The sequence below is a fragment of the Vibrio sp. 1249-1 genome (assembly GCF_033340495.1).
In genome coordinates, this window is record NZ_JAWOWJ010000989.1 from 1 (window position 1) to 553 (window position 553).

General features: G+C 39.1%; 1 protein-coding gene. It reads right to left on the reverse strand.

Translation table 11 applies throughout. The features are described 5' to 3' along the window. Positions 1–25: 25 nt before the first annotated feature. Positions 26–553, reverse strand: a 528-nt coding sequence (locus tag R7Z50_RS30075; protein WP_318150097.1) for a LicD family protein, incomplete at its 5' end; no start/stop codon positions are given.

Genomic DNA, 553 nt, shown 5'->3' on the forward strand with positions numbered 1-553 from the left:
TGTAGAGAAGCTAGGCATAACGAGACTACATAGGAAGCAAGTGCTCTTTGATAAAACCTACGTTATCGTGGTTTTCTCTATCCTGTTCTTTTGGCAACTGCATGTAGTCACCATAAATCATGGATAGGTAATCATCGTATCTAGCGATGCATTTATATTGACGATCTTCAAATGGGCACGAAGTATAATCATGATAAAGCGATGACTCCGTAAACTCTTTAGCAAGGTAACTGCTGCCAATGCTCACGGCATAACCATCATCATTAACTGAGCATGTTGAACACAACCCTTTGATTGCTGATAGAAACCATTTTTTAGGCAAAAGCTTTAAACACTTTTGAAACAACCGGAATGCGATATTTACTATTGGGTTTGCCCTATCATGTCTCGAACGTTGAATACGAGCGAAAAAGTTGATCGCTTTCATTAATGAAAAGCGTAACTTTGCTGCCCCCTTCTCTTTACCAAGGCTATCAATAGGAAATATATCAATATTGATCCCGACGCCTTTAATTCGCCCGTTCGAAATAACAGAATCATTCAGAGATAGCTT